We start from the raw sequence: 25,484 nt of genomic DNA, 5'->3' as shown, positions 1-25,484 counted from the left end.
ACATCGAAGCGTGCTCCCATTTTACCAGCGGCGACCGGGCCGCCCGCCGCCCCGATCGGGCCGCGCGATCCCTGCCCGCCCCGGAGGCGTGCCGCATCGGCTTCCGTGGCCGAGCGCCTCGGGGACCCTCGGCCGGGCAGGGATCCGGGACAGCGCGTTCGACTGCTGCGGATCTCCCAGCGCACCGTCGAGCGGTACGTGAAGGACCAGATCAGAAAACCCCGCCCGGACCTCGCCGCCCGCCTGGAGGCCGAGGTCAGGAAGCGGTGGCAGCCCCAGATCCGCGCCAGGGCCAAGGAGAGGGCGTCGACCACCGACGGCATCGTCATCGACACCCGCGCCCGCCTCGGCTACGCCGCCCCCGCCGGCACCACCGACCAGGACCGGATCCGCCACCTGACCGTGGCCCTCCCTCCGCAGTACGCCGCCCGCCTCTTCGACGCCCAGCAGGCGGGCGCCACCGACCAGCGGCTCCGGCAGATCGCCGCCGAAGCGCTCAGGGACGTCTACTTCCAGGACGGCGGCCGCCGCGCCGGCAGCCTCGAAGAGGTGCGGTTCACCGACGTGGAACACATCGAGTTCGACCTGTAGGCCGCCCGGCGGCGCACAGGCCCCGGGCCGCACCGGTGGCACGGCGCATTGACACGGAGCCGGCGAAGGAGCGGTCCGCGCCGGCCGGGGACGGCGACCGACGCGGACGGCCTGGCCGGCCAGGGGCGCCGCGTACTGCCGGAGTCGGTCCAGGGCCTCGACTAGCATCGCCCTCATGAAGATCGCGGTGCTCGACGACTACCAGAACGTGGCACTCGACTGCGCCGACTGGAGCGGCCTGAACGCCGAGGTGGAGGTGTTCGACCGTCACATCCCGGACACCGGCGAGCTGGTGCGCAGGCTCGCCGGCTTCGAGACGGTCGTCGCCATGCGCGAGCGCACCTGGTTCACCGCCGACGTCCTGGACCGGCTGCCCGACCTGAGACTGCTGGTCACCACCGGCCCGCGCAACGCCGCGATCGACCTGGCGGCCGCCGCCCGGCGCGGAGTCGTCGTCTGCGGAACCGGGTACTACCCCGGGCCCACGGTCGAACTCACCTGGGCCCTGATCCTCGCCGCCGCCCGCAACCTGCCGGCGGAGGAACGATCGATGCGGGACGGGGGCTGGCAGCGCACCGTCGGCACCGAGCTGCGCGGAAGGACCCTCGGCCTCCTCGGCCTGGGAAACCTGGGCAGCCGGGTGGCGAGGATCGGCCAGGCCTTCGGCATGGACACCATCGCCTGGAGCCAGAACCTCACGCCCGAACGCGCCGCCGAGCACGGCGTGAGGGCGGTGACCAAGGAAGAGCTCTTCGCCGGCGCCGACGTGCTGTCGGTGCACCTGGTGCTCAGCGCCCGCACCCGAGGACTCGTCGGCAGCGCCGAACTCGCCGCGATGAAGCCGTCCGCGATCCTGGTGAACACCTCGCGCGGCCCCCTCGTCGACCAGGACGCCCTGCTGGACACCCTGCGCCGCGAGGCGATCAGGTGCGCGGCACTCGACGTCTACGACACCGAGCCCCTGCCCCCCGACCACCCCTTGCGCACCCTGCCGAACACCGTGCTCACCCCGCACATCGGCTACGTGACCCGCGAACTGTACGAGGTCTTCTACCGCGACGCCGTGGAGGACATCGCCGCGTTCCGGGCGGGGCAGCCGATCCGCGTCATCGGCTGAGAGGCGTCCGCCGGACCGCGTGACCACCGCTGACCGTGGCCCACGGTTCCCGCCGGCCAGGCCGGGCACCGGCAGGAACCGCATCCCGTCAGCGCGTGTCGCCGTCCACCATCGCGTACATGAACATGTCCCGCCGCTCCTCGCCGACCTGCTGCCAGCTGCGCAGCAAGCCCTCACGCCGGAAACCCACCCGCTCCGCCGTGCGTATCGAGGCCGTGTTCCACGGCTCCACATGGAGTTCGAGCCGAGCGATCCGCTGGTCCTGCAAGGCCCAGACCGTGACGGCCCGAAGCGCGGCCGCGGCGGCGCCCTGGCCACGCGCGGACTTCGCGATCCAGTAGCCCAGTGACGCCCTGCCCTGGCCCAGATCCCTCAGCCACAGCCCCACATTGCCGACCGGCCGGCCGTCACTCCTACGGGCGATGACGAAGGGAAAGCCGCTTCCGCCGGCCGCTCGTCCCCACTGCCGTTCGACGAACGCCACACCCTCCGCCTCCGAGTAGGGACACGGCACCGTTGTGATCAGCGGAATGTAGTCGTCCTCGGACACCTCCCGCACGAGATCCAGGTCGGAAAGCCGCCAGGGCCGCAGTACGAAGCCGTCACCGGCGGCGAGTTCAGGCACGTCAAGGGAGTGATCCATGGCCGCATCCTGCCTCGACCACCCGTCACCCGCACCCGCATATCGTCCCGCGCACGCCAGGCCGTCGACACACCGCCACGACACATGAGTTGGGGGACGCCCGCCGTGCGGGGGCGGATTGAGGCCGAGTCGCACGGGGGAAAATCCACCAATGGGGGCATCCCGGTCGCAGGCGCGGAAAGACGAGAGCACCGTCGAGTCGATGTACGTCGCAGTCTCCGCCGTGATCCTCGCCGGCGCCGTGTTCGCCCTGGTCGCCAGCCCCGCCCTGGTCTTCGACGCGGTGCACGGCGACGCACGGCGGCTCCTGATCATCTGCGGCAAGTGGGCCGCGGCGGGGACGTTCCTGGCCAGACTGACATCCGGCCTGTGGCGCTGGTGACGCCTGCCGGCCCTGCCGCCCCCGGAGGCACGGACGGCCCCGGCGGCACGGCCGCCGGATCCTCCGCCGACCTCGACACGACGGAAGTGCGATCACCCCGGGGCGTGGACGACGGGCCGGAGTGTCTGCCCCAGGACGCCGCCACGCGTCGCGGCCATACCGTCGCCTGCCCGCTCGTGGAGGCCGGGCCGAAGGCCGCGATACTGATGCCCGGCCCACGGGGATCAAGGGAGGACACATGAGCCAGGTCGTCACAGGGACCATGGTGCGCGTCGAGAACGTCCACAAGTCGTACGGTCAGGGAGCCACCGCCGTCCATGCCCTGCGCGGCGTCTCCTTCGACATCCCCCGCGGTGAACTCATCGCGCTCAAGGGGCGTTCGGGCTCCGGGAAGACCACCCTGCTGAACATCGTCGGGGGGCTCGACACACCGGACCGCGGCCGGGTCACCGTGGAGGGCACGGATCTGTCGGAGCTCGGCGAGGACGGTCTGCTGGCGCTGCGCCGGGACCGGATCGGTTTCGTCTTCCAGTCCTTCGGTCTCATCCCGATCCTGACGGCCGCGGAGAACGTGGGCGTGCCGTTGCGCATGCGCCGGGCCGGCGTGCGGGAGCGCGAGGAGCGGGTCGAGCTGCTGCTGTCCCTGGTGGGTCTCGCCGACCACGCGGCGCAGCGGCCCGGCGAGCTCTCCGGCGGCCAGCAGCAGCGGGTCGCCATCGCCCGCGCCCTGGCCAACAACCCCTCGTTGCTGATCGCGGACGAGCCCACCGGCCAGCTGGACGCGGAGACCGGTCATGCCGTGATGCAGCTGCTGCGGGCGGTCGTGCGCAGCGAACAGGTCACCGCCCTGGTGGCCACGCATGACGCGACGCTCCTCGACCTGGCCGACCGGGTGCTGGAGATGCGCGACGGGGAGATACGGGAGCAGACGGGGGAGTAGGGCGAGTTGGCCGGGCCGGCGCGCCTGCCGGGATCGCGCCGAAGACGCCCCCCTTGCTCGCTCTCCGTCACCCGGTCGCGCGCGGCCCGCGCGGCCCGCGCGCTTGCTGTCCGGTCATGGGCCGGCGCTCAGCCGTGTCCGCTGTCGTCCGGCCACACGGTGATGTGGTCCTCCTCCAGGTCCAGTGCGACCCGGTCGCGCATGCCCAGCGCCGTCGTGTACTCGGCGGGCAGCTGGAGGCGGCCGGCCCGGTCGAGCATCGCGTACTCGCGGGCCACCAGCGTCTCGTGGCCGGTGGTCTCGTCGACCTGGCTGCGGCGCAGGACCTCCGTGGAGGTGCGGCCGTCACGGATGGCGACCGTGCGGCGGACCTCGGTGGCCACGGCCCGGTCATGGGTGACGATGACGATCGTGGTGCCCAGCTCCTCGTTCGCCGTGCGGAAGGCGGCGAACGTCTGCTGGGCGGTGTGGGAGTCGAGTTCGCCGGTGGGTTCGTCGGCGAGCAGCACCGCCGGGTCGCAGGCGAGGGCCACGGCGATCGCGACCCGCTGCTGCTGACCGCCGGACATCTCATGCGGGCGGCGGTCCCGGCAGTCGGCGACCTGGAGCAACTCCATGAGTTCCCGGGCACGTTCGGCGCGGGCCCGGGAACGGCGCCGCCCGCCCGCCAGCTGGAGGGGCAGGGCGACGTTCTGGGCCGCGGTGAGATACGGCAGCAGGTTGCGGGAGGTCTGCTGCCAGATGAAGCCGACCACCTTGCGCCGGTAGTGCAGACGGTCCTTCGCGGTCATGGCCAGCAGGTTGTGGCCGGCCACCTGGGCCGCTCCGGCGGTGGGGGTGTCCAGGCCGGCCAGGATGTTCATCAGGGTGGACTTGCCGCTGCCCGAGGCGCCCACCAGAGCCATGAGTTCGCCCTCGCGGACGAGCAGGTCGAGGCCCTGGAGCGCCTGCACCTCCACGCCGTCCGCCGAGAAGACACGGACCAGACGGTCGCAGGTGATGAGGGCGTCGTGGCCGTAGGCGGGCCGGGCGCGGGTGGCGGTCGCCTTGTCGGCCAGTTCGGCGAGCGTGGGATTCGTCGTCATCGGGCTCCTTGGTCAACAGGGTGCGCGGCCGGCCGGGTGCGCGCCGGGACTGCCGCGTGCGGCCCGGGGCATGGGGCGAAGGCCCCGGCGTCCACCGCGAGACAGGTGGAACCTTCGCAGCACGCCCCGGACCTACCGGGATGAGGGCCGGACCCACCGGGACGGGGGACAGGCCCACCGGGACGGGGGACAGGCCCGCCGGGATAGTGGCCGGGGCCGCCAGGATGGTGGCCGGGCCGACCCGGAACGACGTGCGCTGCCCTTCTCACCTCGTGTCACCGGCTCTCAACTCCCGCACCGCGCCTCTCCTCCCCGCCCACCACGCCTGCACGCCGGCGATGCCGACCGTCACCGCCACCACGGCCAGCGCCGGCACCGTCAGCGACCAGACGTCGGTGTGCAGCGGGGTCCGCTCCAGGGGGGCGACCGAGGGCGGCAGGGCCACCGCGGTCAGGTCCATGCCGGGGGAGAGCAGCAGGATCGCGGCCCAGCCGGTCAGGACGCCGCCCGCCGCGGCGAGCACGGCCTGGGGCAGCGACTCCAGGACGAGCAGCCGGCGGCCCTGCGGACGGGTGAGGCCCATGGTGCGCAGGCGTGCGAGCAGCGCGATGCGCTCGGGCGCCGCGCGCAGCAGCGACAGGAGCAGCGCGAGCACGGCGTAACCGGCGCCCGCCGCCACCGCCGCCGTGTAGAGGTGCTCCACGCCGGTCTGCAGCGGGGAGTCGACGTAGCGGGCCTTCTCCTCGGCGCGGAGGCTGACCGACACCGCGTGTCCGGCGGCCGCGCGCAGGGCGCGGCCGTCCGCTTCCGGTCCCGTCACCAGCAGCGCCGTCGGCCTGGCCGCCGTGGCGGTGAGACCGGCGCGGTCCACCACCAGGAAGTCGGTGTCCATCACCGCCGGAGTGATGTCCCGGACGGCGGCGACGCGGACGGTGACACGGCTGCCGTCCTCCATCCTGACAGGGAACGGAGCCGAGCCGTGGGCGTTTGCCACGCCCGGGGAGGCCACGGCGGGCAGCACGGCGTCGCCCCCCGGGCCGCCCCGGCCCTTGCCCAGCACCCCTTCGGAGAAGGCACCGAGACCCGTCCGCCTCGTCAACTCCGCGTAGCCGCCGGGATCCACACCCACCACCGGCACCGTCAGGCGCCCGTCGTCCGGCTTCGCCTGGTACGCGACGCTCACCGCCGCCACGTCCCGCACACCCGCAACCCGGCGCACCCGGCCGGTCAGCCCCGCGGGCAGCGGATCACGCACCGACTCCAGCCGGGCGTCGGCCCCGACGGCCAGGAGCGCCGAGTGGTCCCGGGCCGCGCCGACGCCCGCCAGCACCGAGCCGCCGAACGAGGCCGTGGTGAGGGCGGTGAGCAGGGCGAGCAGCGGCAGCACCGCGGACGCGGAACTGCGGCCGGCCCGGGCCAGAGACAAAGGGCCCACCACACCGCGCAGCCGCCCGGCCGGCCCGGCCATGCCCCGCAGGGGAAGGGGGTAGAGACGGACCAGCAGCAGCGCGGCGATGACCCCCACCAGCACGGGCGCCGCCGAGATCAGCTGATCGCCGGACCCGCCGGACGTGCCCTCCCGGCGCAGGGTCACCACCGCGCCGGCGGCCACCGTCACCAGCGTCAGCTCCGCGACCGTACGCCGCCGCGACGGCCGCGCCGACGTCACGTCCTGGCGCAGCACGGGAACACGGACGAGCCGGTGGGCGGCCACCGCGCGCAGCGGGAGGGCGGCGCAGGCGACGGCCGTGACCGCGAGGGCGGCCAGCACGGCCGGCAGCAGCCGGGCACCGGGCAGCACCCGCACCGCCACGGCCAGGCCGAGCGCCCCGGCCGGGACGGCGACCACCGCCGTCTCCGCGAACAGGCGGACGGCGAGCCCCCGCAGCGAGGCGCCGCGGGCGCGCAGCAGGGCCAGTTCGGTGCGGCGGCGGTCGGCGGCCAGACCGCCCGCCATCGCCAGGACGACGACGGCCACCGTACCGCTGCCGAACGCCGCGACCGAGATCAGCGCCAGGACACCGGAGTGCAGCAGGGAGTAGGAGGCGAGCACGTCGTCGAGGTCGGTGTTGGCGTCCGTGAGCGGGCCGGTGAACGTACTCACCTGGTGGAGGCCGGGGCCCGACACCAGGGAGGCGACCGCGGACTTGAGCGCGCCCAGGTCCCGGTCGTGCAGGGTGTCCGGGCGGGGGGGCAGCCGCCAGTAGCGGTAGGGCCGCCCCTCGGTGCCCAGCAGCGCGGGGGCCGCCTCGGGCGGCAGCAGCAGGGCACCGACCCAGTACCGGGCCGAGTACGGGTCGGCGGGCAGTATCCGCATCATCACGGGCGTGCGCAGCAGGGGATCGGTCGCCCAGTAGGCGCCGTCCCGGTCGCGCGGGGCGACGATCCCGGTGACCTTGACGGCGAGCGCGTCCCGGCCCGCGCCGGGCACGTGCAGGACCGACCCCACCTCGATGTGCAGGATCTCGGCGGTGTCCGAGCTGACCGCCGCCTCCACCCCGGGTGTCGTCGTGGTGACCGTGCCGGACGCGCGCGGCAGCCGGCCCCGGCTCAGCCGGGAGTGCCCGGCCAGGTCCGACGGCGCGACGAGGGCGACCTTGGCGGGCAGCGCGTCCGGCCGGGGCAGCCAGGTCTCGGGCACCTGCTGGTTGACGGACGTGGTCACGCCGTACGACGACTGGCCGAGGTCGGGCACGAAGGGGCGCTGCACCGTGCCGAGGATCCTGTCGTACTCCCGCTTCACGGTGGCGGGGCGCAGCACCTGCTCACGCCGGTCCTGCGGCAGGTCCGGCCGGGGCGCCGGCACGGACAGACGGACCGTGCTCCGGGAGGCAGGCACCTGTTCGACGGAGTGACGCAGGCCCGCGTCCTCGTAGCGCTCCAGCGCGCGCGGGAACGCGGCGGCCAGACAGGCGCTCACCGCCACCAGCAGCGCGAGGGCGAGAGCGGCACCGGGGGCCGACCGCAGACGGGTACGGACCCAGGGAGCGGCGGCACGCTCCACACGCCCGAACAAGATCACCATGTCACTCCCCCTCCCGCAGGACCCGCACCGGATCGGCCCGGCGCACCGCCAGCAGTGCCACCACGACGACCGGGACGGCCGCCACGGCCGCCAGCAGGACGGCCACCCGCAGCGGCGGCAGTTGCACCAGCAGATCCGGCACCGGGCGGGTGGCCTCACCGGTCAGGACGATCAGCGGCAGCACCGCGCGGGTCAGGACGACGCCCAGACCCGTACCCACGGCCAGCGCCAGCGCGACCAGCACCCCGTACTCGGCTGCGACGGCACGGCCCAGCCGGCCGCGGGGGGCGCCCAGGGCACGCAGGATCGCGAACTCGGCGTTCCGCTCCCGCAGCGCCCCGGCCGCGCTCACCGCGAACCCGAGCGCGGCCAGCACCGCCGCCGCCACGGCCGCCGCGGTGAACGCGGCCTGCGGACCCGCCCCGAACGGGTCGTCGCGCAGCTCGGCGGCGATCTCGTCCCGCACGACGACCTGCCCCGGATCGAGATCGGGCCTCGCGCGCAGAGCGGCCGCGACACCCGCGCTGTCCGAGGGCGAGTCCGGCCGCAGCCACCACTCGGTCGGCGCGACGACGGCCCCGTAGCGCGCCTGCAAAAACCGGTTCACGGCGTGCAGATCGACGAGCACGGCGCCGCCGTCTCCCTCCCCGCCGCCCTGGGCCGTCGGCAACTGCCGTACGGCGCGCACGATCCGCACGGGCACGTTCTGCCCCTCGAAGACGACGTCCATCGTCTGACCGGGACGGGCGCCGCCGGAGGCGAGGAAACGGTCGGTGGCCACAGCGGCCACCGCGGTGGCCGCGGGCTGTGTCACCTGCATCCGCAGCGTCAGTGACGGTCTGAGCCAGGGCTGGTCGGGCGGCACGTGGCCCGTGCCGTACGCCACGGCCGGGTGCGCGCCGGGGCGGACGCGCGGCGGGGCCGGCGAGGTTCCCGGTTCGGCCGCGTCCTCGTCGGTGCCGGAGACCGCCGTCCAGGACGCCGGCAGGGGCACCCGCTGTGCCGTGCCGGCGCCGACCGCCGCGGTCAGGGCGTCGAGGGTCAGGGTGTGCCGTTCGGCGCGCACGGGCGGCACGGGCTGCTCGAGCTGTACCCCAGTGAGAGTCAACGGCCCGTGCCCGCGCGGAAGTTCGACGGATAGCGGGTGCGGGCGCCCGTCGGCGGGAAGGTCGCCGGACGGCAACGGGTAGGGGACGCCGTGATCGTCCTCCAGCGTCTGGGTCACGGCCGCCACGCCGCGCGCACCGCGCGCCGGAGCGGACAGGGTCGCCGTCAGCGTCAGCCGGGCCGCCCCCGCGGGCACACGCGCGCCCGCCGACCCGCCCGACCCGCCCAGCCCCGCCAGCAGCCGCCCCACCGGGGCGGGCGCCAGATCGGGGCGCAGCAGGACGGTGCCCGCCGCGTGTGCGGTGTCCAGCGCCAGCACCGTCGCCGTACGGTCCCCGGACAACGGCAGGGTCGTGCGCACGGCGGGAACGGCCTCGCGTACGTGCGGCACGGCCGCGTAGGCCTGCGTACGGCCGAGCTCGCCGGCACCGTTACCCGAAACCCGCACCCCCGCACCCGCCGTGAAGTCGGCCTGGTCGTCCTGCGAACGCTCCCAGGAGGAGCCCTGGCCGATCGCCAGCACACCGAGCGCGACGGCCAGCACCAGCAGCAGCACGGGACCGGCGCCGCGCCCCGGACGCCGGCTGAGCTGCCAGCCGGCCAGCGCCGCGGCCAGCCCCCGCCCGCCCGCCGTCAACCGCTCGGCGAGCCGCGCGGCCGACGGCAGCAGACGCAGCGCCAGGACCGCGCCGGCCAGCAGCGCGAGCGCGGGCGCGGCGACCAGCAGCGGATCGATGCCCCACGCCCCCGTCATGTCCGCGCTCACCGCGCCCGACGTGCGGCGCTCCAACTGCCAGTAGGCGACCCCGGCCACCGCCACCAGCCCCAGATCCGCCCCGGCCCGCAGCGGAGCGGACAGGGCCCGGGCCCTGGACACACGGAACCCGCTCGACGCGACCGCGGGCAGGGTCACCGCCAGCGCGCACCCCACCGCCACACCGGCCGCCGTCAGCCACACCCCGGGCCGCCCGTCGGCCGGCACCTCCAGCTCCAGCCCGAGCCGGGCCGGCGCCCCCCACCCGGCCAGCAGCCGCACCAGCGGGCCGGCCAGCAGCGGGGCGATCAGCAGCGCGGGCCCGGCCAACAGCAGCGCTTCCCGCGCGGCGAGGCCGGCGAGAGCGGCACGGGAGGCACCGCGGGCACGCAACAGCCGGGTCTCACCGGCGCGTTCCGCGGCCAGCAGCCGGGCCACGAGCAGCAGCGCACAGGCCGCGAGCAGGGCGAGCTGGAGATCGACGATCAGAAGAGTGGAGCGGGAGACCAGCAGGGAACGCTCGACCCGGTCGAGGACCTCGGGCAAAGAAGTGCTCACGGTCGCCTTGCCGGCCGTACCACCGGCGCCGTCGTCCCCGGCGGACAGCTTGACCAGGGCGGCCGACCCGGTGCGTGCGGAGGTGAGCAGGGCGTCGACGCGGCCGGCGGTGAGGCGGCCGAAGTCGGCGGTGGCCAGCCACGCCGACGGCCCCTCGCTCACCCGGCCGCCGGTGACGACGGAAGGCGCCGTCAGCAGGGGACCGTAGGTGGTGAAGGCGGACGTCCGCACGCCCCGGCCGCCCAGTTCGTCCAGCAGCCAGTACGGAGAGGAAGGGTCGGCGGGCCGGTACACGCCGGTGACGAGAATCCGCACGGGCGGCCCGTCGAGCCGGTCGGTGACGGTGAGCCGGGCGCCCGGCGCCAGCCGCAGCCGCCGCGCGGCGGCCTGCGGCACCGCCACCTCGACGTCCCGCGCGCCCGCACGGGGCAGCCGCCCCGCACCGAGCCGCACCTGCGTGGGCTCCAGCGCCGCGAAGTGCGTGAGGTCGGGATCGCCGCCGGTCCGGGCGGCCGCGCCCGGGCCGGCCGCGGGCAGGGCGTACGAGCCGGAGCGCACCAGCGTCCGCACGGTCACCGGCAGCCCGCCGAAGGTACGGCGCGCTCCGTCGAGGACGGCCCTCCCGGCGGCCCGCCGGCGATCGGCCGCCACCTCGGCCTTGACGACCAGCGCGGCATCGGCGGCATTGCGCGGCTCGGCCAGCGAATGCCGCAGCGCCGCGTCACCGATCGCGCCCGAGTACGCGGTCAGCGCCGCCAGCACGGACGTGGTCAGCAGCACGGTCACGAGCGCGGCCGCGATCAGCGTGCGATGCGCCCGCGCCCTCGCCACGACGAGCACACCCCGCCCCGAACGCACCCCGTACGCCGCCACCCGACTTTCCCCCCCCAGCTTCACCGCCCCGCCCCCCGGACCCTCCGGTGATCTTGTCAGACCGGACGCGGCGGAGGTAAGCGCCGACGAAGCGGCCTTGACCGGATCGTGACGGCACCCGCGCGGGCAGCCCGGCGCGGCCCGTACAACCAATCCCGTGACCGGCATGTCGTACATGACAGGAAACCAAGAACCGCGGCACAAAAGGGGGAACGATGCGCGCAAGACGATACGGGGCGGTACTGGCCGCACTGACGATGGCCGGCGCCGGCATGGCCATGGCCGCGCCCGCAACGGCGGCAGCGGCCACGGCGGCCGTCGTGTGCCCGACCGGCTGGGGCAGCCTTCCCAAGACCGCGGCGGACACCGACGCCGGATCGCTGACCGACATCAGGACCGGCGCACACGACTGCTACGACCGCATGGTCTTCGACGTACCCACGGCGGGCACCGACCCGATCGGCTACACCGTGCACTACGTCGACGCCTTCTACCAGGACCCCTCCGGCATCCGCATCCCCCTCTCCGGCGGGGCGATCATCGAGATCAGGCTGTCCGCCCCCGCCTACGACCCCCAGACCCACACGCCGACCTACCCCGCCCGCGGCGGCCAGCCGCTTCCGGGCGTCGACCTCAGCGGCTACCGCACCTTCCGCGAGGCGAAGTTCGGAGCCAGCTTCGAAGGAGTCACACAAGTCGGCCTCGGCGTACGGGCCCGCCTCCCGTTCCGCGTGTCCCAGCTCCCCGGCCGCCTGGTGGTGGACGTCGCCCACACCTGGTGAGACAGCCTCAGCCGCATCCGGTCATGGCCCTCCTCACAGCCGGCACCCAGGACCAGCCCGCCCGGCTGGGCGAACGTGAGCCGGAGACGGAGCCCGGCGTCGAAGAGGCGGAGCTCCCGTGCCGCGTCTGCGGCGCCGGATTCCGGGCCGACGCCCTGACCGCAGACCCGGCGTGGGACGACATACGCCCTCCCGCCGCCGGTTCTTCCTCACCACGCCGGGCGACGGGCGCCGGCCACTGCCACGCTTCGCGCCCTGACACGGGCGACCGCCGAGCACATGTCCAGGCCGACTGCGCCGAGTTCGCCGACGACCGGTTCAACGGTCCGCACCGTGTCCGGCGGCCGCCGCTCCTTGCTGTGAGGCCGCCAGGGCCGACGGGCCCTGAACGTCCAGGACGACCGCCGTTCCGGCGGCGGTCCGGTCCTCATACATGGTGATCACCTGACCGGGTCGAAGCCGCTGCCAATTCGACGGCGAGAGCGGGGCGAGACGCACGGTGGCCCGCCCGCCAGGCTCCATGGAGGGCGCGAACTCCACCCAGAGGCGGGCGACGCAGAGGTCCGGCCGGCCTGCCGGGGTTCGGCGGCCGATGTCCCACATCGGCCGAAGGACGCCGGCTCCGGAAAAGGGTGCCTGTCGGCGGCCCTCGTCAGCAGCCGTAAGGGTGAGACCGGCCCGGACGACGCCGTGCCGGGTCTCGTAGCAGCGCCAGTGACACCAGGCCGCGCTCCTGTCCAGCCCCAGCTGCTCGGCGGAGGCCGCGAGAGCCTGCCAGAAACCGGGTGGAAGCGGGCGGACGCCACCGAGTTCCTCCAGCAGACCGAGAGCCACCTCCCACTCGTCGTGGATGAGGTACTCCCAGACGTCTTTCACCGTGATGTCGTTCTCGGTCGCGAAGTCTTCGGGGACCAGCAGGGAAGCTGCTTCCAGCAGCCCGGGGACGTCCATGCCCCGATTCTGGACGAGGGTCTGCTCGTACAGGCCGGCCCGCCTGCCGCTCGCATGCACCGGCCGAGCTCTGGGAACAGGCAATCGTCAGCTCACTGTGGTCGGCGGCCGCCGGGCCCGGAGCCGTTCGGCAAAGGCCGGTCTGCCCGGCGGTGAGCGATGGCGCCACCGCGAGGCGGCCCGCCCGCCCGGCCGTGTCAGATCCCGGGCGGGCGGACGGATCAGTACTGGTGACGCCGCGTCAGCTCGGAAGCCGCTCGACGATCCATTCGCACAGCTCCCGGGTGATCGAGGTGTGCGGGGTGGTGGCCGAGGACCAGAAGATCTCATCCAGCTCGCTCTCCTGCGGGTCGAGAGCCGCGACCTTCGCATACAGGTCCTCCTGCCTGTCGATGTCACGGATCGCCACCGCGCTGACGGTCGGCACGAAGCAGATCGCCTCGTGCCGCAGGTCGACCCGCCCGCCCTTGGCCACGAGCTCGTCCGCCACGATCTTGTAGGAGGCGAGAGTGCCGCCCGGCGCACCGTCCAGCTCGGGATAGCCGCTGGTGGTGACGGTCTGCGACTTGGGCGGGAGCAACCGCTTCAGCTGGGCGACCGTGACGTCGTCCCCGCAAGCCTGGGTGAAGAAGGTCGTGCCCGGGAACGCGATCAGGCCGGTGCTCTTCAACGCCATGTCACCGGGCGGTACGGGCAGACCGGTGCCGTCGCCGGTGCCGTTGGCCACAGCGATCTTGCGCGGGATCACCGGCCAGCCGCCCATCCGCTCCAGATCCTGGAGCAGCTCGGTACGCGCCGGGTCGATCTCGTCCCGGCCCGTGTCGCTGTTGTAGTGCCGCCACAGCATCTGACGGGCCGCCGGGCTGTTCATCTGCTCGGCGAAGGCGTTGTCCTGCGGGATGAAGTGCGCGAACGCCTGCAGGCCGATCGGGATCACGGCGCCGCGGTGCGGGGTGTCGTAGGAGAAGTACAGCGCGGTCTGATGGTCCATCCGCTGCATCTCCAGCCTGGCCAGCGCGTACCGGGTGACCAGGCCGCCCATGCTGAAGCCGCCGACGGTCAGCCGGTCGTCACCGACGCGCTCCGCGAGGGTCCGCATGATCGCCGCGCTCACGGTCTCGGCGTTCTTCTGGATCGGCGCGGTGCGCTCGTCGAACCCGACCAGGATCACGGTGCGCCCCTGCTCGCGCAGGGCGGTCAGGAACTTGTACTCCCCGCCGTCCAGGCCCTGGGCGAGCCACTGCAGGTCGCTCCGGCCGAGGTTGAAGCCGTCCGCCATGATCACCGGCTTGTGGACGTGGTCGGTGCCCTCGCCGTAGTAGACCCAGGCGAAGCCGTTCGGCAGCTTCCACTGCGTGTCGCGCTGGTGCACCGGCACCTGGACGGGCGGTTTCGAACTCAGCGGGGCAGCCGCGATCAGACTGCCGCTGATCCGCTCCGCCTGCGCGTTCTTGTCGTCCTGGCTTGCGGACATGGGCAACTCCTTCTGACGGTGCACACGGCATGCACGCCCACCCGGGCAGGCCGGACGCGCGGCGGTGCGCTGGGATACGCGATGGCGTCCGCCACACGTGCACGTAGAGTGTCAGAGTCATTACTCAAAGTCATATTCGCCTGGCAAGAGAAACCCCGCAAGCCCCGCGGAAGAAACACCGGACTGCTCACCGCCGTCACTGCGCGCCCGAATCCAGCCCGATCCAGCCCGAGTCCGGCGGCCGCGCGTCCCTCGCAAGCGGCTCCACCTCCGCCGGCCTGCGGGACAACAGCGTGCCTATGCCCACGCAATGCTCGGAGCCGGAGGATGCCGGCACCAAGCCCCAGACCCTGGCCAGGCAGCCGCGCCGCGCCCGGGCTGAGTAACGGCTACTCATGCCATGACACGCCGATACGGGCACTGTCTCAGGCAGCGCGATCCACATCCCGCCGGCCCGCACAGGGGGGGGCTGCGCCGCGGGAAACCGGGCGCGGCGGGTCGCCGGTCCGGTCTGCGGAGCGGAAACACACATCAGCCCCGAACGGGGCTCTAACTCGGCTGCCGGACCTCCGAGACCGGCGCCGCACAGCGAACGGGGACCTCTCATGCTCACACCCGCCCGCCTGGGCAGGCTCGGCCTGGCGGCTGGCGCGGCAGCCGCCCTGGCCACCGGCCTGTCCACCAACGCCCAGGCAGCCACGGGAGCACTTCGGTACTTCTCGATCACCGGTCAGGAGTTCCGGATCAACAACCCGCCCGACAATGTCTGCATCAACCTCCAGGTCCGGCCGGACCTGATCGCCAATCAGACGGACAAGACGATGAGTGTCTACTCCGGCGCCGACTGCGCCCTCTTCATCCTGAACCTGGACCCCGGCCGCTCAGTGGCCCACATCGGAGGCCCCCGCTCGGTGCGATTCATTACCTGAGCAGCCGACAGCAACCAGCCCACAGGCACATCACCGAACGGGATCCGCCTGAGAACGCCGCACACGAAGCGGCCGGCCCGGAACCACCCGGACCGGCCGTTCCGCAGCGAGGACCACCACAACGGCTGTGCCCTGTGCTGTTGTAGGACTTCGCCGCCGCGAGTCGTGCTCAAGACCTGTGGACCGAGCTGGGGGAGCACGCGAAGGGTTTGCGGCAGGCATGCCGGAACTTCGAGGTGATGGGCGCGTGCAACGAGCGCTGCACCCGATACGTGCGTGCCCTGTTGCTCAAGGAACACCCGGACAGCGGCACGTCGTACGGAACGGCCACGCTCGGCTCGTGGCGGTAACGTCCTGCGGCTCCCGCCGCCCTCCTCATGCAGGCCGTGCACGGTATCCCCGCCCACCCACCAGCACGCCGACGGGCCGGAAGCGTCCGTTGGCACACCACCTGTGTGACAGCTTCGGCGGCTTGGTTCCGATGTCAGAGGCGTGAGCGAGTATCTCGGGCATGACTGCGACTGCTGCCGACTACGTGTGGTTCGAAAAGCTTTTCCCTGACCTCGCGGAGGCGTACTGCTTCACTCTGGTGCACAAGGTGTTGCCTTCACACCTCCTTGCCCGCCTTGGAGGTCAGGTCGAGTCCTCCCGGACGGGGACGGCGGCGATAGTGGACGCAGCCTTTGACCTTCTGGAGCGGGTGGAACATGCCCGGCAGTTCATGGCCATGACCACGGTTGGCGACTGGACTCTGCTGATCGAGCCCATCGGCTATCTCGGCGTCACCGAAGAGAACGCGCTGCCGGCATCCGCGGGAACACGCTGGGTCTCGCACTTCGTCAACATCAACGGCGTCGATGCTTTCCTCTGGGCCGAGGACACCGTCAAGCGCCTGACATTCGAGCCTGGGCTCCCCGACCACCGTTGGGGAACCACCCCTGACGAACTCCTGGACGCCATGCACCACAGCGGCTTCCAGTTCTGGGACGAGGCTTCCGACACTGCGGAATCTGTGGCCGCGGAAGCGGCATTCGCCCTCGCCGAACACCTGACGGGCGTGCGGATCACGCCCGAACTCCTCCGGGACACCACCTTCGTCTGCGGCAGCGCGGAGATCGGGTGAGCGCGTGATGACCTCTCTCCTCGACGACATCCCCGCGAGCGCCCGGTGGATCGCCCGCGCCCTCAGCAGTTCTGGTTACACAGCCGACTTCACCCCCACAAGCCTCCGAGACGTCGAGCGGTTCATGGTTGAGCACAGCGACCACGGGGTTGCGGTGGCCGGCGGACTCCTCGCAACAGGGCTGGGGCCAAGACTGTTCGCCCTGGGCGCCTACGTCGGCGAGACCGTCCGGCAAACCCGCGGCGGTGCATGGGCCGCGGACGGCGACGGCCCGACCGCCGAGATGAACATCGCCCTCCACCTGCCGGACGGTTCGATCATCTGGCCCGTCCAGCGCGTGACCAAAAGGTTCCGCAACGGTCCCGACGACAGCATCGCGTTCTACGCCGCCGCGCTCGGGCTGACAGACACATCGACGCACCCCCGCCGCCGCGGGTGACGCAGATACCCACGGTCAACCGGCCTGTGCGCTGACCGCAGCCGTCAATCGTCGAGGACAGCTTCCGGCGAACCTGCGAGGAAGCGGACCGCATTGCTGGACTACCTCAAGACGGCCCTTACATCTGCAAGGCTGGTGAACGGGGCTTGGAGCCTTTCCACCTTTCCGTTGCGGTAGAAGAGCAGATCGCCGTCGCCGAGAAGGTTCTCTGCCCCGCCCTGGTCCAGGACGGTCATCGAGTCGCGGGCGCTGGGCAAGGAGAAGGCGATACGGGCGCTGAGGTTGGCTTTGATGCTGCCGGTGATGACATCGACGCTGGGACGCTGTGTCGCGAGGACAAGGAAGATCCCGTACGCGCGAGTCAGCTGGGCGTACCTCTGGATCAGTTCGCTGAAGGCCTTGCGGTCACTGCCGGACAGTACGAGATCGGCGAACTCGTCTACCAGAATGACCAGCTGAGGCAGCTCTTCAAGGGTGCCTCCTGACTCGTAGAACTCGGATGCTGAACTCACCCCTGCTGCTTCAATGATGGGCTGGCGCCGTTCCAGTTCGCCTTCGAGGGTGTCGCGAAGCGTTTGCAGGGCGATGTCGGGGTCGCTGATGATCTGTCCGTGGCGGACATGCGGGGCCTTGGCGAAAGGCGCGAAGTCAAGTCTCTTGGGGTCGACGATGACCAGCTCCAGCTGGTTGGGAGTCCGGGATTTCAGCAGTCCGACGAGCAACCCCCGCAGGAAGACGGACTTGCCGGAGCCAGTTGCGCCTGCGACCAGCAGGTGGGGCAGCCGGGAAAGGTCGGCGACGTGCACCGTCCCGCTGGGGGCTACACCGGCGATGAAGGACAGGGCTCCTGGTTTCCCGGGCCGGTCGAGTTCCCCGGCAACGTCCGCAAGAAGGACGGGCCTGCGGTCCTCCCGCGGGACGTCAAGGGTGACGAATCCCGGTTCGTGACCGACGGCGACCTCGCCGGCTGCTGCGACCTCGCGGCTGATGTCCCTGGCGCGCCGCTCGATGTCGGTGATCGAGAGCTTGCCGAGGGTGCGGGTGCGGAAGCGGATAACACTGGGGCCGGGATGGGCAAGGGCGATGTCGAACGGTTCTACGGCCAGGCCGTATTTGGCGAATGCGCTGTCCAGACGGCGGGCTGCAGAGGCGACTTCTTCCTGCTCAAGGTGGGGCTCTGGCAAGGCAGCGGGGGCCAGGTCTGCGTCCTCGTCTGGCATACGTTCTGCCGGATTGGCCGGCGCAGGCGGTGCCGGGGCGGGACGGGGGCCGCTTTGCGTGGCTTGAGCAGGCGGCTGGGAGGGAGGGACCGGGTCGAGCGGGTGCCAGTCAGCAGGGGCCGGGACTGGGGATGCGTGCAGAGTGCTGCGGACAGCATCGCGGCGTACGCTCACCACGTCGACCGGTCCTTCAGTGCCATTGAGCTGGGACAGGGACAGGCTGCCGGGGGTGTTGCGCTCCACGGACACCACCATGCCTCTGCGGTAGGAGCCGTTGCGCCAGTGTCCGAAGCTGATCTCGTAGTGGCCTGCTGCCACTTGCTGCAGAAGATTTTCAGCGTCCTCGCGCGGCGCGCCGGAGAGCCCGAATGCGGCATTGCGTGTGACCGCAGAGCGGATGAGTTCGGCGAGCTCGCGTCCTCTGAGGTCTTTGAGCGGCCCGGGGTCCCGGAACCTGCTGGCCAGCCACTGGATGCTCTCCTCGACCTGTGCGGCGGCGGCGCTGTAGTCCGGGGCTTCGCTCCAGAACTTGATTTCCGTGACGGTCATCTGCACCAGGGGCGGCTGGCCGTTGCGAGGGAGCACGCTGGCCAGGAGGAGGTCGTCGCACATCGCGTCACGCTTCCTGCGTGTCGCGGCGAGCCGGCGCGGTATCCCCGCCTGGGGGAACGAGGGGATCAGCTCTTCCAGGGAGACAACGGCCCGCAGCCCGGGCGCCGGGTCGAGGGCCTGTTCCACAGTCTGCAGGTAGCGGATGGCGCATGCGGTTCCGGCACGCTCCAGAACCTTGTTCCGGGGGCGCTGGACGATCTGCAGAGCCCACCGGCCGGAAACGCTCTCCAGCAGGCTCATCAGGGACCGGGACTGGTCTGGATTGGTTACAGCGATGCCCTCCAGCGCCTGGTTCAGGGCGGCGATGTAGGGGCCGACGTGCTGGGTTCCGGTGATTCCGTCATAGCCATAGGAGTCCGGGTCGGCTCCTTCCTCGTACTCCAGGACGGTGCGGTGGGAGGCGCCTGCGGCGGTGAAGGCCTCCAGCCCGACAAGGCGGTCGAGGTGGACGACCCAGGCGGATTTGCCGTACCACTCGGAGAGTTCTCGGTCCGAGGTGCGGACGGTGACCATACGGGTCTGGCCGGGAACGAGGTTTTCCCCGCCCTGTCCTCCCACAAGCTCCAGGCAGCGGTACTGGATGGCCTCGAGGTCTGAGGAGGTGCCGTCTGGCGCCGCGGCGAAGACGCCGGTTGCGAAAACCAGGTCTGCCTCCGGGATCACCACCCGGCCGGGTGAGCAGGCCAGGGCCCTGGCGTAGGCGGTGCTCGCGCGTTCGTGCAGGCCGACCGGTCTGACCTTGCGCTGGCCTGGGCTGCGGAAGAGGAAGGTCAGGTGCGAGAAGTCCTGCTCGCTGGTGGGGCGGTGGCGGATGACCGAGCGGGTGCACACCAGGCGGTCCAGCGGATCGGATCCGGCGGAGGCCACCAGAGTACCGACTGCGTGGCGGGTGTTTTCGGCCCCTCCGTCCAGGACGACCTGGAGCTTCGGGCGGGTGTAGGTCTGGCGGGTCAGATCCTTGCGGTAGAACTCGCGCAGGGCGTTGAGAGCCGGCTCGGCGCCCGGGTCGGCGAAGGTGACGGCCACTGTGGTGTTTGGGTTGTTCAGTCCGGGATGGACGTCGAGGAAGAACGCGATGCGGCCGGCGATGAACCGGCTGTTTCGCTCCAGCGCCCCGGGGGTGCTGTCGTCCATCGGGGTGTAGCGGCGCCACAGGAAGGCGGTCCGGCATGGAGCAGCCTCATGCCAGCCGCTCTCCGCCTTGAGCAGAGGCAGCAGGAACTGGGTTGAGAACGCGCTGATATCGGCTTTGTCGAGCTGCTCCGCACCTTCTTCGACGAGTGCGGCGAAGCGGGTGGTCATGGATGAGTAGTAGGCGAGGGTGAGCGGGTTAGTCGGTGCGATGAGCAGGTCGGGGATTCCCGCGACTTCTGCGGTGTCGATGCGCAGCAGCAGCTCGTACTCGCTGCGCGAGGTACCGGAGCGGGGGAGTGCTTCCAGCAGGGCCCGGTAGGCGCGGGTGTAGGCGGAGGCTTCGGGACAGCGGGGGTCGAGCGCGTAGACGCTGCGCGCTGAGGCGGCCAGTGCAAAGAACGCGGCCCGTGCCTCGGTGAACGCCTTCATCTCCTTGGCCCAGGCGGGTTCGGGCTGTGGCAGCGGCTCGATGACTTCGATGTGCTGGCCGCGTACCCGGTAGGTGGCGCCCTGGGGGTTTTGCAGGATGAGCTGTTCCGGTCCGAGCAGGCCGGTCTTGCCGATCCGGGGCTGTACGGCGAAGCGCTGTGCGCCTGCGCTGTAGTTGGCTGACAGGCCTGCCTCCGTGGAGGAGCCGGGGTGCTCCGGGATGTTCGCGTTCGCTGGCCAGGTGCTCTGGCGGAAAGCGAGCATGGCGTGCGCGAGGGTGGGCTGATCGGCGTGTGTCACCGCCTTGTCAGGTTCAGTCGGCTGCGGCTCGAGCAGAGGATCCCGTTCGTCTTCGCTGGAGCCGTCTGCATCGCCGGGTTCATCGCCGGTTCCGGGGCGGGGTGATTCTTCGTCTTCCTCGGCGTCCTGACCAATGCTTTCTGCCCCGCGTGGCAGCACCGGGACCGGGCCTACGCGGGATCCCTTCCACAGGCCGGTGATGTGCTGCAGGCTGCCTTCGCTGCTGCTGCTGTCGTCCGTGCCGGGCGCATCGAGCTGGGCTGTGCCGAGCTCTTTGCCGCCGCGTTCCCAGACGACGATTTGCGGCTGGTCGGCGCAGACGAATCCCCCGGCGTCCGGGTCGATGTGCACGGCGCTTTCGAAGCCTGCAACAGGGCCATCGCTGAAGAAGAGGGCGAGATGGACGGTCCGGGCTGCGCCGCCGGGGGAGGACAGTTCGATGGTGCCGAAGAGCCAGGGACTGCCAGCCGCAGGCGCGATGCTGGCTGTGGCGGTACGGCCGGTGACGGCAAGCGGGCGGTAGTGGTCATGCTGCCAGCGCACCCGGACCGTTTCACGAGGCGCCAGGGACCTCGTGAGGTGGAAGCGTACGGCCCCGCCGGTAGCGGGAAGCCACATCGCAAGGCCCTGCTGGCCGGTGAGGACCAGGAGCGGCCCGGAAGCAGGGCGCACACCGTCGAGGTCCAGCGCCGCGCCGCCGCTGCCGGGTGCGAGGTCATCCAGGGTGAATCCGCTGTAGTCCAGGCCCCGGAGGCTGCGGGACGTCAGGATCTTCTCGGCGCCGCTGACGGAGATCCGCTTGGAGGCCAGCCTGCGTGCCAGGTCCTGGGAGGGCGAGGTGATCCACATATCGAGGTCGCGGCGCCAGTCGGCGCACCTGGCCAGGCGCCGCGGGCTGGGCCTGCTGTCGGCGATGTACAGGCCGAGGCGGGGCAGGTCCAGGCCGATCTGGAGGTCCGGCTGGTCTTTGTTGGCGGCCACCCACGAAGACAGCTGCCCGGCGTCCCTCCAGGTGGTGCGTGTCTCCTGCACGCAGCGAGTGAGGTAATCCTCCACTACGGACTGGACCAGCACGGGCAGGGAGGACGCTGCGGCGGCTTGCCGGGCGAGGCTGGCCCATGCCAGTTCGGGCAGGAGCGCGGCGTCCTCTGTGGTGGACAGGATGGTCTCAGGCGGCTGGCGGTCCAGGATCAGCAGCACCCTGGCTTCGGCTGCCCCGGCGAGGAAGTGGGTGCGCAGCGCGGCGGCAAAGCCGTCGCCCCCCGTGTTGGGGCCTGCGTCCGAAGGGGCTGACGGGTCGACAAGGTAGGGGATGAGGAGCGATCCGTTGCTCAGGCGCACCGCCCTGATGCTGTAGGCGGTCCCGCCCGGGCCTTCGGGGTGGACGGCTGTGGTGACTGCTGCGGAGTCCAGCAGGGCAGGCAGCAGGTCGGCAGCGGGAAGGCCGTGCAGCCCGCGCAGCAGCAGGCGGCAGCCAGCCCACTGGGGCTGGGCCAGGGTGTGTCTGAGAGCGTCGGCTGCCAGGGCGGCGAAACTCTGCCGGGCGGCAGTGTCAGAGGATGTGGCGGACATACAGGGCCTCCCCGGCATCGCTGTAGCGTTCGAGCAGTCCCAGGCGGCCAAGAGCCTGGGACAGCAGTTCTTCCTCTGCGGCGCTCTGCGGGGCCAGGCCGTACTGGCGCAGTGCGGGCAGGAACTCCTTGCGGAAGGCCAGTTGCTGCCGGCCGGATCCCTCGAGGATCAGCTTGACGAGGAGGAAGATGACCTGCTCGTCGAGTTCGAAGAAGCGCACCCGCCCCCGGTTCCGGCGCAGTTCGCCTCCGAAACCGCCGACAAGGGTGCTCACGATGTCGCGGCCGCGCTGCTTGAGGCTGTTGCGGGTGCGGAACGACGCGAGTACAGCCTCGCGGAGGGCATAGGCGCCTGTGCCCGGTTCTGCCAGGGCAGGTCCCGTCGGGGTGTCCTGCATGGCGGCTGCCGCGGCGGCGGCGCACAGCAGGTCGGTCAGGGTTGTGCCCACTGGGTCGTCAGCCAGGGCACGGGCGCATGCGTACGGGTCAGGCAGAGGGCCGCAGTCCACGCCGCTGGCCCGGGCTGCCTGGTGCACCAGGTTTGCCGAGGCCATGCTGGCCGGGAGTGCCAGCAGGTGCTGTTCATCCAGGCTCCACCACGACCGGGCGCAGGGGTCGGACGCGCGGACCGGCCGGTCGCCCGCACTGCCCACACGAAAGAGGATGCGCCCGTCGAAGTCGGGCTGCTCGGGCAGGCCTTGGCCGTCCAGTACCTGTGCCACGCAGCTCAGGCCCTCTCCCAGCCGGTAGGCCAGCCGGTAGTAGTACAGGGCGATGTGGATGCTGAAGACCACGATCAGAAAGTGCGTCTGTTCGTGGCGGGGCAGCTGGAGCCGCACTACGGTCTGCAGATCGCGCCGGATGCGGTCAAGGCCCTCCTGGTCGAATGCACCGTCTGCGAGGTCTTTCACCATTGGCGCACCGAACTGATTGATCAGGCGCCCGGGATCGGCTGACGACGGCTCTTGCAGGTTGGATGCCGACCGGGCGGCAGCCAAGAATGCCCGGTCGAGAGGGTTGAGAGCGTCGTCCCTGCCCAGGAAGCGCCCGATCTCCTCGGCGAGGGAGAGATCGAAGCTGCTGCCGTTCCAGCACAGGAACAGCAGGAGACTGCCGCGGAACGATTTGTAGCGGCCCCGGTAGTCGAAACCGCCCGGCAGGTCGAGGTGGAAAGGCGCGAGGAAGGGCTGGCTTCCGCCGTGTGCTGCACTGGGATGGATCCAGTACTGCCTCTCCATGACGTTGGCCAGGATCTGGCGGTGCTGCTGATCAGCAGGCAGGTCCTCCGGGAGCCTGTCGCGCAGCACCTCATCCTCCGCGCGGGAGCCCGGGCTGCTGATCATGTCCTGCAGGATGTTGTAGATGGCCTTCTCCCGCACATCGCCGCGGGCGCGGGTGGGCAGTGCGCTGGGAATGTGCGCGTGGCCGTCCAGTTCGGCCCGGTCGATCGGCAGCGCCAGGTCTGCCTGCCGGCCCTTGAATGAGGCGCGCACAGTGCGCTCGTCAGGCAGCAGGTCCGCCGTGGCGCCCCGGGCGGCTGCGGCGGCCGCGATGGCTTTGTTCAGTTCCTGCGCTGAGCTGGTCATTCGGTCACCATCCTGGCGCTGAGGGCCAGCTTCTTGGTGAAGGTGGGCCTGGGTTCGACGATGTAGCGGCAGTCGGAGCCGGGGTCCTCGACGAGCATGGCGACGCTGTCCGGTTCGGCTGCCAGCCGGGCCAGGGTGCCGGCGGCACGGCGCAGGGCGTAGATCCGTTCGGTGTCGCTGCTGCTGGCCATGCCGCGCTGGGCTCCGCCGAGGATCCGGTAGGAAGGCAGGTCCACGGCCAGCCGTGCGCCTGGCCTGCCAGGATCGTCGGGTCCCAGGCGCAGGGTGACAGCCATGGGCCGGTAGCCGACCCGCCGTGTTCCCTCCGGGTCGCTCTCACTGGCCCTGTCCGGCACGGGGGGTGCTTCGGTGAGCGACAGCCTGAACTGCACGTGCGCACGTGTCTGGGCGCGGGCGTCGTAGATGTGCACCGGCAGGAATGTGCTGCCGGCAGCCCGGGCGCCGAACAGCGCAGCAAACCCTTCCGCCAGGTCAGCGACCATCGCGCCGACGTGCCTCTCGACGTCCTCCTCCAGGGCCGCGTCCACGGAACCGGACAGGTGGGCGGCCTGCCAGCGGTCGTATGCCGCAAGTGCCCGCAGGAACGGCGCCTCCTCGTCGACTTGGGGGTCAGGCAGCTCTCCGAGGAAGTAGCGCGTTCCGATGACCGTGCGCGCCACCGTGTCACGCCAGGCACGCTCCTGGGCGGAGTCAGAACCGTTGAAGGACTTCGCCAGTCCCTCCGCTGCGGTCCGCAGGGCCGGGGCGTCCAGCCCGGCTGCCACGAGTTCGTCGGCCAGGCGCTGCAGCGGCCCGGCGTCCTGCGCCGGGTAGAGGCCGGCGTCTGCGAACGCCTCGTAAGCCTGTCTCGTCGGTGCCAGGGCTGGCGCCTGCGCAGCCACCCGCGGCCCCACGTCACCGTGCGCCGTGAAGGCAGAGACCGGCAGCAGGCCTGCCAGCACGAAAGCCACGTCATCATTGCGCGACGCCTGGACACTTGCCTCGCAAGGATCAGCGAAGCCGTCATACAGGTGCGGCGGCAGGATCACCCGGCTGACCAGGTCCCAGAGCGCCCGGGGGGTATCGCTGCGCCCGCGCTCGACAGCAGCACGGCGCGCCAGTGTGTCGAATGCCGGACCGGCCGCCGACGCCAGGAGGACAGCGTTGGCGTGCGCGGAGCAGTGGGAGACGGCCAGGCAGGAACCGCAACGCCTAGCGTCGAAGAGGCTGTTCTCCCCTCCGGGCAGCAGACGCTGGAGCATGGCGGGCAGCAGACCGCCCTCCCCTGAGGTCGGCCGGTGGTCGAGATTGAGCACCGCTACGTCGAGCGGAAGCCCGGGCGCTGCCGCGGGCTCACCGACGGGCAGGCCAAGACGGGTGAAGAGCTCGTGGACCAGGGCCGTGAACTTGTAGCCCCGTTCCTCCCACATCGGGGCGAGCTGGATCAGCATGCCGATGTTCGCTGCGACGAGCACAGGTGCTGCCGGACGCTGGGCTGCGTCGTCCGCCAGCAGTTCCAGTCTGCGCGCGAGGCTGTCAGCCTGGTCTTCGCCGGGGTTGTCGGCATGGGTGGCATCTTCCACTATCGCGCTGAACAGCCCTTCATGCGTCTGCCGCTGGTACTCGGCGGCGCCGCTCTTCCCTCCGCCCGCACTGCCAGTCACGAAGATCGCGTGAGGCGGCGTGGGTGAAGACGCCAGCTCAGTGATGGCATCGTCGACCGGACTGCGGACGTAGGCCGTTGCCTGAGTCTGCGTCTGGCCCCCCACTGCGACGACAGCGTCCTGGGAGTCGGCCCGCATCTGGCGGATGGCCATCAGCGGGCTGGGGAACTGATCCCCGTACGGCAGTGGTTGAGT

17 protein-coding genes are annotated in these 25,484 nt (G+C 71.6%); 8 read left to right on the top strand and 9 right to left on the bottom strand.

Features of this window, described 5'->3' with window-relative positions:
* Positions 1-18: 18 nt before the first annotated feature.
* A complete protein-coding gene (gene tpg / locus ACFV2J_RS17265; protein WP_385081548.1) occupies positions 19-591 on the top strand; it encodes a telomere-protecting terminal protein Tpg in 573 nt (190 codons plus the stop codon).
* 175 nt (positions 592-766) lie between these two features.
* Entirely contained in the window at positions 767-1,708 is a 942-nt protein-coding gene (locus ACFV2J_RS17260; RefSeq protein WP_385081527.1) for a D-2-hydroxyacid dehydrogenase family protein, read from the top strand.
* Positions 1,709-1,796: 88 nt separating this feature from the next.
* On the opposite strand, the gene ACFV2J_RS17255 is transcribed toward ACFV2J_RS17260, so the two are convergent.
* Positions 1,797-2,351: a GNAT family N-acetyltransferase gene (locus ACFV2J_RS17255; RefSeq protein ID WP_385081525.1), complete on the bottom strand. Its 555-nt coding sequence runs from the start codon at positions 2,349-2,351 to the stop codon at positions 1,797-1,799.
* A gap of 151 nt (positions 2,352-2,502) precedes the next feature.
* Here ACFV2J_RS17255 and ACFV2J_RS17250 point away from each other — a divergent pair, with 151 nt between their 5' ends.
* A complete protein-coding gene (locus ACFV2J_RS17250) occupies positions 2,503-2,733 on the top strand; it encodes a DUF6332 family protein (protein ID WP_385081524.1) in 231 nt (76 codons plus the stop codon).
* Between the two features lie 238 nt (positions 2,734-2,971).
* Positions 2,972-3,673 carry an ABC transporter ATP-binding protein gene (locus ACFV2J_RS17245; protein WP_385081523.1) on the top strand — a complete coding sequence of 234 codons (702 nt, stop codon included), beginning with the start codon at positions 2,972-2,974 and terminating at the stop codon, positions 3,671-3,673.
* Between the two features lie 128 nt (positions 3,674-3,801).
* Here the strand turns inward: ACFV2J_RS17245 and ACFV2J_RS17240 are convergent, their stop codons facing one another.
* The 3 genes from ACFV2J_RS17240 to ACFV2J_RS17230 form a co-directional block, all read right to left on the bottom strand.
* The gene (locus tag ACFV2J_RS17240; protein ID WP_385081521.1) at positions 3,802-4,758 is read right to left on the bottom strand and encodes an ABC transporter ATP-binding protein; all 957 of its coding nucleotides are present in this window, start codon (positions 4,756-4,758) and stop codon (positions 3,802-3,804) included.
* A gap of 265 nt (positions 4,759-5,023) precedes the next feature.
* Positions 5,024-7,783 (bottom strand): FtsX-like permease family protein, encoded by a 2,760-nt coding sequence (locus ACFV2J_RS17235; RefSeq protein WP_385081519.1) that lies wholly within the window; start codon positions 7,781-7,783, stop codon positions 5,024-5,026.
* A 1-nt stretch (position 7,784) separates the two neighbouring features.
* Positions 7,785-11,075, bottom strand: coding sequence for an FtsX-like permease family protein (locus ACFV2J_RS17230; protein WP_385081518.1), 3,291 nt, complete (start codon positions 11,073-11,075; stop codon positions 7,785-7,787).
* A gap of 215 nt (positions 11,076-11,290) precedes the next feature.
* Between ACFV2J_RS17230 and ACFV2J_RS17225 the strand changes: the two genes are divergently transcribed.
* Complete coding sequence (locus tag ACFV2J_RS17225) at positions 11,291-11,857, top strand: hypothetical protein (RefSeq protein ID WP_385081517.1); 567 nt, start codon at positions 11,291-11,293, stop codon at positions 11,855-11,857.
* 318 nt (positions 11,858-12,175) lie between these two features.
* Here ACFV2J_RS17225 and ACFV2J_RS17220 read toward each other — a convergent pair whose 3' ends face one another.
* Together ACFV2J_RS17220 and ACFV2J_RS17215 are read right to left on the bottom strand one after the other, a co-directional pair.
* Positions 12,176-12,808, bottom strand: coding sequence for a hypothetical protein (locus ACFV2J_RS17220; RefSeq protein ID WP_385081516.1), 633 nt, complete (start codon positions 12,806-12,808; stop codon positions 12,176-12,178).
* A gap of 241 nt (positions 12,809-13,049) precedes the next feature.
* Entirely contained in the window at positions 13,050-14,282 is a 1,233-nt protein-coding gene (locus ACFV2J_RS17215; protein ID WP_385081515.1) for an esterase/lipase family protein, read from the bottom strand.
* 605 nt (positions 14,283-14,887) lie between these two features.
* Here ACFV2J_RS17215 and ACFV2J_RS17210 point away from each other — a divergent pair.
* From ACFV2J_RS17210 to ACFV2J_RS17200, 3 genes are all read left to right on the top strand, one after another.
* Entirely contained in the window at positions 14,888-15,211 is a 324-nt protein-coding gene (locus ACFV2J_RS17210; RefSeq protein WP_385081513.1) for a hypothetical protein, read from the top strand.
* A gap of 511 nt (positions 15,212-15,722) precedes the next feature.
* Positions 15,723-16,334, top strand: a complete 612-nt coding sequence (locus ACFV2J_RS17205; RefSeq protein ID WP_385081512.1) for a DUF6461 domain-containing protein — start codon at positions 15,723-15,725, stop codon at positions 16,332-16,334.
* A gap of 7 nt (positions 16,335-16,341) precedes the next feature.
* Entirely contained in the window at positions 16,342-16,773 is a 432-nt protein-coding gene (locus tag ACFV2J_RS17200; RefSeq protein WP_385439357.1) for a hypothetical protein, read from the top strand.
* A gap of 101 nt (positions 16,774-16,874) precedes the next feature.
* Here ACFV2J_RS17200 and ACFV2J_RS17195 read toward each other — a convergent pair whose 3' ends face one another.
* From ACFV2J_RS17195 to ACFV2J_RS17185, 3 genes are read right to left on the bottom strand one after another with little or no spacing between them, the layout of a single operon-like run.
* The gene (locus ACFV2J_RS17195) at positions 16,875-22,040 is read right to left on the bottom strand and encodes an FtsK/SpoIIIE domain-containing protein (protein WP_385081509.1); all 5,166 of its coding nucleotides are present in this window, start codon (positions 22,038-22,040) and stop codon (positions 16,875-16,877) included.
* Entirely contained in the window at positions 22,021-23,625 is a 1,605-nt protein-coding gene (locus ACFV2J_RS17190; protein WP_385081508.1) for a hypothetical protein, read from the bottom strand. Before ACFV2J_RS17190 ends, ACFV2J_RS17195 begins: the two co-directional genes overlap by 20 nt.
* Positions 23,622-25,442 (bottom strand): hypothetical protein, encoded by a 1,821-nt coding sequence (locus ACFV2J_RS17185; RefSeq protein WP_385081507.1) that lies wholly within the window; start codon positions 25,440-25,442, stop codon positions 23,622-23,624. The genes ACFV2J_RS17190 and ACFV2J_RS17185 overlap by 4 nt, the downstream gene beginning before the upstream one ends.
* Between the last annotated feature and the right edge of the window lie 42 nt (positions 25,443-25,484).

Source organism: Streptomyces sp. NPDC059668 (genome assembly GCF_042734135.1).
Classification (GTDB): domain Bacteria; phylum Actinomycetota; class Actinomycetes; order Streptomycetales; family Streptomycetaceae; genus Streptomyces.
This window is presented reverse-complemented; position numbering and strand designations above follow the sequence as displayed.

What these genes read in the sequence shown, in the direction of transcription:
- ACFV2J_RS17260 (WP_385081527.1), top strand. Translation starts at nt 767, where the DNA reads ATGAAGATCGCGGTGCTCGACGACTACCAGAACGTGGCACTCGACTGC.
- ACFV2J_RS17255 (WP_385081525.1), bottom strand. Translation starts at nt 2,351, where the DNA reads ATGGATCACTCCCTTGACGTGCCTGAACTCGCCGCCGGTGACGGCTTC.
- ACFV2J_RS17250 (WP_385081524.1), top strand. Translation starts at nt 2,503, where the DNA reads ATGGGGGCATCCCGGTCGCAGGCGCGGAAAGACGAGAGCACCGTCGAG.
- ACFV2J_RS17245 (WP_385081523.1), top strand. Translation starts at nt 2,972, where the DNA reads ATGAGCCAGGTCGTCACAGGGACCATGGTGCGCGTCGAGAACGTCCAC.
- ACFV2J_RS17240 (WP_385081521.1), bottom strand. Translation starts at nt 4,758, where the DNA reads ATGACGACGAATCCCACGCTCGCCGAACTGGCCGACAAGGCGACCGCC.
- ACFV2J_RS17235 (WP_385081519.1), bottom strand. Translation starts at nt 7,783, where the DNA reads ATGGTGATCTTGTTCGGGCGTGTGGAGCGTGCCGCCGCTCCCTGGGTC.
- ACFV2J_RS17225 (WP_385081517.1), top strand. Translation starts at nt 11,291, where the DNA reads ATGCGCGCAAGACGATACGGGGCGGTACTGGCCGCACTGACGATGGCC.
- ACFV2J_RS17220 (WP_385081516.1), bottom strand. Translation starts at nt 12,808, where the DNA reads ATGGACGTCCCCGGGCTGCTGGAAGCAGCTTCCCTGCTGGTCCCCGAA.
- ACFV2J_RS17215 (WP_385081515.1), bottom strand. Translation starts at nt 14,282, where the DNA reads ATGTCCGCAAGCCAGGACGACAAGAACGCGCAGGCGGAGCGGATCAGC.
- ACFV2J_RS17210 (WP_385081513.1), top strand. Translation starts at nt 14,888, where the DNA reads ATGCTCACACCCGCCCGCCTGGGCAGGCTCGGCCTGGCGGCTGGCGCG.
- ACFV2J_RS17205 (WP_385081512.1), top strand. Translation starts at nt 15,723, where the DNA reads ATGACTGCGACTGCTGCCGACTACGTGTGGTTCGAAAAGCTTTTCCCT.
- ACFV2J_RS17200 (WP_385439357.1), top strand. Translation starts at nt 16,342, where the DNA reads ATGACCTCTCTCCTCGACGACATCCCCGCGAGCGCCCGGTGGATCGCC.
- ACFV2J_RS17195 (WP_385081509.1), bottom strand. Translation starts at nt 22,040, where the DNA reads ATGTCCGCCACATCCTCTGACACTGCCGCCCGGCAGAGTTTCGCCGCC.
- ACFV2J_RS17190 (WP_385081508.1), bottom strand. Translation starts at nt 23,625, where the DNA reads ATGACCAGCTCAGCGCAGGAACTGAACAAAGCCATCGCGGCCGCCGCA.
- ACFV2J_RS17185 (WP_385081507.1), bottom strand. Translation starts at nt 25,442, where the DNA reads ATGGCCATCCGCCAGATGCGGGCCGACTCCCAGGACGCTGTCGTCGCA.